The following is a 5,100-nucleotide window of genomic DNA, read 5'->3' as shown; positions in this document are numbered from 1 at the left end:
CGCCCCCTGCGATCGGCCGCGCATCCTGCAAAAACTCTTTCGGCGTCGAGGCGCGCGCGCGATGCGCGGCGGCCTCGCCGCCGGAGCGGCGGTCGCGCGAATTGTCCGGCGGCGGCTGCAGGCCGGTGCCCGATCCAAGCCCGGCATCGCCGCGATTGATCGCGGGATTGAGCAATTCGGCCAGCGCCGGCCCGATCGGCTGCACGTCGGGGCGGTGTGCTTTCGAGTTCGGCGCCTTGGATTTGGGGGATTTGCCGGATTTTTCGGAGGGTGCAGGTTTCTTCGCCATGCCCCGAATATGGGACGAGTCCGCCCCGCGGGAAAGGGGGCACGCTCCGCCTGGCAACAGTTGTCAGCAAGGCGGAGCGAGCGATTTCAATGCAGCATCGTCGCGACGCATTCCTCGATCTGGGCCTTCCGTCCCGGGATATCGGTCAGGAACTGAAATCCGGTGAGACGTTCGACCACCTTCACCGTGGTTCGGAAGCCCTTGAGGTATTCGAGCGCGTCCTTGTCCTCGAACTTCCGGTGATCGATGTTCGGCATGACATAGGCGTTGGCACGCTTGTTGATGGGATCGTAGAGGATCTTGAACAGCGCGATCGGAACCCCGACACCGGCGTCGCACTTCTTCTTCGAGCCGCAGATCGCCGGTCTCTTTGGCGCCTCGAACTTGATCTCGATCTTGYAGGCATTGTTCTTCTTCGTCACCTCGGGAAGAGCATCTTCGTCGTCGGCATAGACCGGCCCGGTGATGACGTAGAGCTCGCCGCGATCCTTCGTGAGGGTGCGAACCAGTTGTTCGAATTCCTTCCAGATGCCGCGGTTGAACCCGAGGCCCTGCTGTGGAACGGCATTCGACAAAATGAAGCTCTCGTCCATCCAGTCGGGGTTGGAGTTGAAGTCGGCGGAGGCGGCCTGGTGCCCGCGATCGAGCTTGCTGCCGGTATAGTCGGCGTCCTTGGCCTGCGCCGAATCGCAGACGCCTTCCTCCGGCTTGAACTTCTTGCTCTCCGGACGCTTGAACTTGCCGCTGACCTGCTTCTTGTTCAGCGCCTCGATCACCCAGAACGGCGTCTTGTCCTCGTTGTTGTGCAGGAGCACGTAGCGGGTGTGACAGACGGGGGTGGCGTCGAGATCGTCGCCACCGGTCGGCAGGCCGATCTTTTCCCAGAGCGGACGGCAATTGTCGGGATCGTTCACCGGCTCTGCCGGAGGCGTTTCGCAAACCTCGGCCCGGACCGGCTGACACAGGGTCAGTCCGAGGCAGGTGAGCCAGCACAGACGCGAGAATTTCCACATGGCTCGCCTCCGGCCTCAACCATTCGCGCCGGGCGGCGTGGTCGTGGACCTGCGGCCCCGTGCCGGTTTGCTTGCGGCGGGAGCCGCGGTCTGCTCCTGCTTGCGCTCCGACGAGCTCACGGTTTTGGACACGACATAGGTGCCGCCGCTGATGCCGAGCAATGCCAGCACATTGCCGGGAATTTCGATCAGCGTTCCGGCCTCGATGCACAGCAACAGATAGAGTCCGGCAATGACGAACGTGAAGATCAGGAACTGGAAGCGCGAGAGGCTCGCCTTCGGCGGCGATGTCTCGTTAGGTGCTTGCGGCTCGGACAGGAGTCCCGTCAGCGCCTCGGAATCGCTGAACAGCTTCCAGAGGACCAGCGCGGCAAATCCCAGCAGAATGATCGAAATGACGACAAAGCCCCACCACGAAATCCATTGTGCAGTCATGAAATCCCCCTCTTAAAAAAAACTAGTTTCGTATACTCCTTCGCGCGATCTTCCCGGCCAGGTAGAGTCCGTTGCCGCCGGTCAGCAGCGTCACGAGGTTTTCCGGCAAATCGGGCATCGACATCGATCCGGTTGGCGTCGTGACGATCCCGGTGTTGAGCGCGTGGATCGTATAGGCGGCCAGCACGGCGGGAACGATGGCGGCCGCGGCCACCCGTTCGGGATCGACGCTGTCATCTCTGGAGGGGTCGCTGACGAGCATGCCGCTTGATGCGATGTCATCGCGCAGCACGCGAATGAGCACGAGCAGCAGCATCGCGCCGAACCACGCGAGCAAGCCGAATGCGAGACATTTGCCGATCGTCGTCATCAGCCTGGCACCCCCCGGAACAGGCTGCCACATCGCGTAGCCTAATTCAATCAAAGGTAGTGCAAAAAATCCGCGGTTGTTGGACTTCCGGCTCGGTCGCAGCCGGGCCCTTGCCTCGGGAGATCAGAGAACCTCTCCTCCCCGGCAGGCCAGCTGTGCAAGTCCGATTTTAGCGGCCCGGGTTTCGGAGCGCCGTCACGCCGCCGGCTGCGGTCCCTCGTCGCCCTCGGCCGCCTGATACGGCTCGAGGATGTCGAGATGGATCCCGCCGCAATCGGTGCAGCGCATGGTCCAGTACTCGCATCCGGCGCGGCCGCCGATCACACGGAGCACCGTGAGATCGCCGTCGCATTCCGGACATTTCGATTGCACGTCGCGGGCGTAGATCCGCGGGCGCGCTGTGTCGATTTCGATGATTGACATGAACGGTACCCCCTCTTGCGCCGCGCTGTCTCTCTGGTCGATTGAAATTCCGCTGGCCTACTCGCCGTCGCTGTCGTCGGCGCGCCGGCGGAAGCGATCGATGTGGTGCTTGGCATCGGCAATCGCGGCGTCGGGATCGGGCCAGGCGAAGCCGACCTCCATGGCCGGAAACAGCACGCCGTCGATGGCAACCGGGCTGAAATCGGCGCGCCGGATCCGGGCGTGCCACAGCCCCTGGCCAGCTTCGAAGGATTCGATGTCAAAGCCGTCGTAAATGGTCGTCATTGTAGTCCCCAAATGTCTCGTTCAAGTGTCTTGAAACTGTGTTGTTGGAGGGTCAGGGGACCATGTTTCCGGCCTTGCGTATGTGAAGCCGTTCACAAGCCGCGGGCTTTTTTGCCCCAGGGACGCGTTGAGGGCGTCAGTTCCGCGCCGCAGTACGGCCGATCCGCCTGACCGGCCGGGCCGCGGGCCCGGCCGCCGCGCGCATGATCCAGCGGCGGAACGCGGCAAAGTCGCGCTGCTCGGTCTGGAAGCTKCGATAGAGCAGGTACCAGCGCATGCCCTTGGGCACCGAGAGGTCGAACGGCGCCACCAGGCGTCCGGCAGCGAGATCGTCGTCGATATAGGGCCGGATGCCCATGGCGATGCCGAGCCCGTCGGCGGCGGCCTGGAGGGCCTGGCCGTAGAACTGGAACTCGGGGCCGCGCGCATTGATCCTGGTGAGGCCGGCGGCCTTGAGCCAGATCGGCCAATCCTCCGGCGAATGCGCGACGCGGATCAGGCTCGGGCCCTTCAGATCGGCCGGCCGCTTCAGGGTCGCGGCGAGCCTGGGCACGCAGACCGGCGTGAGGTCGCCGGCAAATAGCGGCTCGGCCACCAGCCCRGGCCAGTCGCCGGTGCCGAGCTTGATGCCGCAGCTCCAGTCCTCGCCGAACGGCACCGACGCGCCGCCGGTGGTGAAGCGCACCTCGATGTCGGGCTCCTCGTTGCGAAACTCCGACAGCCGCGGGATCAGCCAGCGCATCGCGAAGGTGTGGCCGACGCCGATGGTGAGCACGCGGACGCCGGAGGGCGCCGTCACCTGCGCGGTGAGGCTCGCCAGCGCATCGAAGATCGGCGTCAGCCCGCTCTGATAGGCGCGGCCTGCTGGCGTCAGCACGAGCTTGTTGGCCTTGCGCTCGAACAGCGCGACGCCGAGCCGCTCTTCCAACAGATGCACCATGCGGCTGACGGCGGCCGCCGACACGTTCAGCTCGACGCCGGCCGCGGCAAAGCTGCCGGTCCGCGCCGCCGCCTCGAATGCCTTGATGCCGTTGAGAAACAGCAGCCGCCGCAAATGCCTCGACCCTCAGAAAAGCTGATGCCAGGGCAAGATAACTCAGTTTGCGCGAGCGGGGCAAGCGGGGCAGAAATATCAGCGCAGTTCACGTTGATTTGTAAGAGGCGCCGCGGCCCTTCGCCTCTCCCCGCGTGCGGGGAGAGGCCGGAAGCCAAGCGCAGCTTGGATTCCGGGTGAGGGGGAGCCTCCGCGAGTCCAACTGCTACCTCCCCTCGCGGAGACTCCCCCTCACCCCACCCTCTCCCCGCAAGCGGGGCGAGGGAGAGCGCACAGTTTGCGTCCCTCACTCGCTACAGGAGACCCCCCGTGACGCCCATCATGATCGCTGCCCTTGGATTGCTGATGGTGGCTACCGCGTTCCTGTCGGGGCTGTTCGGCATGGCGGGCGGACTGATCCTGATCGGCGTGCTGCTCGCCCTGATGCCGCTGCCGACCGCGATGGTGCTGCATGCGATCACGCAGATGGCCTCGAACGGCTGGCGCGCGTTCCTGTGGCGGGCGCATATCCGCTGGCGGCCGGTCGCGAACTACATGGTCGGCGCGACCATTGCGCTCGCCGCATGGTCGCTCACCCGCTACGTGCCGGACAAGCCGATGGCGCTGCTGCTGCTCGGCATCACCCCGTTCATGGCGCGGCTGCTGCCGTCAAACATCAAGCCGGATCCCGACCGTCTCTGGCAGGGTACGGTCTATGGCACGATCTGCATGGGCTTGATGCTGATGACCGGCGTGTCGGGTCCGCTGCTCGACACCTTCTTCCTCGGCGGCGAGTTCGGCCGGCGCGAGAAGGTGGCGACCAAGGCGATGTGCCAGCTCGTCAGCCATTTCACCAAGCTGATCTATTTCGGCGGCATCATCGACCAGGCCGCGAGCCTCGATCCCGTGCTCGCCGGCGTCGCGATTCTCGCCTCGATGCTCGGCACCACGCTGGCGCGGCGCATCCTCGAAGCCATGACCGACCAGCAATTCGTGGTCTGGTCGCTGCGCCTGATCAACACCATCGCCTGTTACTACATCGCCTATGGCGGCTGGCTCCTGGTTCGGACCCCGGTGCTGGCGGCCTTCGACAAGGGAGGTTTGCAATGAGCGAGACCGCCGATCCGCTGGTGCTGGACTTCGTCGAATGGGTCGCGCGCGAGCCGCGCGCCTATGCCGAGGTGGTCGCGACCTGGAAGACCTCGTGCCCGCGCCTCACCATCTGGGAAGACGCCGCCGACCGCGGCTACGT

General features: G+C 64.9%; 8 protein-coding genes. 1 reads left to right on the top strand and 7 read right to left on the bottom strand.

The annotated features are described in order from the left end of the window. The 7 genes from ACXJL8_RS33595 to ACXJL8_RS33565 form a co-directional block, all read right to left on the bottom strand. A partial coding sequence (locus tag ACXJL8_RS33595) for a hypothetical protein (protein ID WP_456686341.1) occupies window positions 1-289 on the bottom strand: 289 nt, incomplete at its 3' end. An 86-nt stretch (window positions 290-375) separates the two neighbouring features. Beyond that, entirely contained in the window at window positions 376-1,302 is a 927-nt protein-coding gene (locus tag ACXJL8_RS33590) for a DNA/RNA non-specific endonuclease (RefSeq protein ID WP_456686340.1), read from the bottom strand. 15 nt (window positions 1,303-1,317) lie between these two features. Beyond that, window positions 1,318-1,737 (bottom strand): hypothetical protein, encoded by a 420-nt coding sequence (locus tag ACXJL8_RS33585; protein WP_456623430.1) that lies wholly within the window; start codon window positions 1,735-1,737, stop codon window positions 1,318-1,320. Between the two features lie 22 nt (window positions 1,738-1,759). After that, window positions 1,760-2,107, bottom strand: a complete 348-nt coding sequence (locus ACXJL8_RS33580) for a hypothetical protein (RefSeq protein WP_456623429.1) — start codon at window positions 2,105-2,107, stop codon at window positions 1,760-1,762. A 195-nt stretch (window positions 2,108-2,302) separates the two neighbouring features. Beyond that, window positions 2,303-2,530: a hypothetical protein gene (locus ACXJL8_RS33575; protein ID WP_456623428.1), complete on the bottom strand. Its 228-nt coding sequence runs from the start codon at window positions 2,528-2,530 to the stop codon at window positions 2,303-2,305. 57 nt (window positions 2,531-2,587) lie between these two features. After that, the gene (locus ACXJL8_RS33570) at window positions 2,588-2,815 is read right to left on the bottom strand and encodes a hypothetical protein (RefSeq protein WP_456623427.1); all 228 of its coding nucleotides are present in this window, start codon (window positions 2,813-2,815) and stop codon (window positions 2,588-2,590) included. Window positions 2,816-2,951: 136 nt separating this feature from the next. Further along, window positions 2,952-3,869 (bottom strand): LysR substrate-binding domain-containing protein, encoded by a 918-nt coding sequence (locus tag ACXJL8_RS33565; protein ID WP_456623426.1) that lies wholly within the window; start codon window positions 3,867-3,869, stop codon window positions 2,952-2,954. Window positions 3,870-4,178: 309 nt separating this feature from the next. On the opposite strand from ACXJL8_RS33565, the gene ACXJL8_RS33560 reads away from it, so the two are divergent. Continuing rightward, window positions 4,179-4,958 (top strand): TSUP family transporter, encoded by a 780-nt coding sequence (locus ACXJL8_RS33560; protein ID WP_456623425.1) that lies wholly within the window; start codon window positions 4,179-4,181, stop codon window positions 4,956-4,958. Window positions 4,959-5,100: the final 142 nt, after the last annotated feature.

The organism is Bradyrhizobium sp. P5_C11_2 (assembly GCF_054049755.1).
Note: the sequence above shows the minus strand (reverse complement) of the source record. Positions and strands in the feature narration are given on the sequence as shown.

Bases quoted from the DNA above. Each gene is read 5' to 3' on its own strand.
- ACXJL8_RS33585 (WP_456623430.1), bottom strand. From the start codon at position 1,737: ATGACTGCACAATGGATTTCGTGGTGGGGCTTTGTCGTCATTTCGATC.
- ACXJL8_RS33580 (WP_456623429.1), bottom strand. From the start codon at position 2,107: ATGACGACGATCGGCAAATGTCTCGCATTCGGCTTGCTCGCGTGGTTC.
- ACXJL8_RS33575 (WP_456623428.1), bottom strand. From the start codon at position 2,530: ATGTCAATCATCGAAATCGACACAGCGCGCCCGCGGATCTACGCCCGC.
- ACXJL8_RS33570 (WP_456623427.1), bottom strand. From the start codon at position 2,815: ATGACGACCATTTACGACGGCTTTGACATCGAATCCTTCGAAGCTGGC.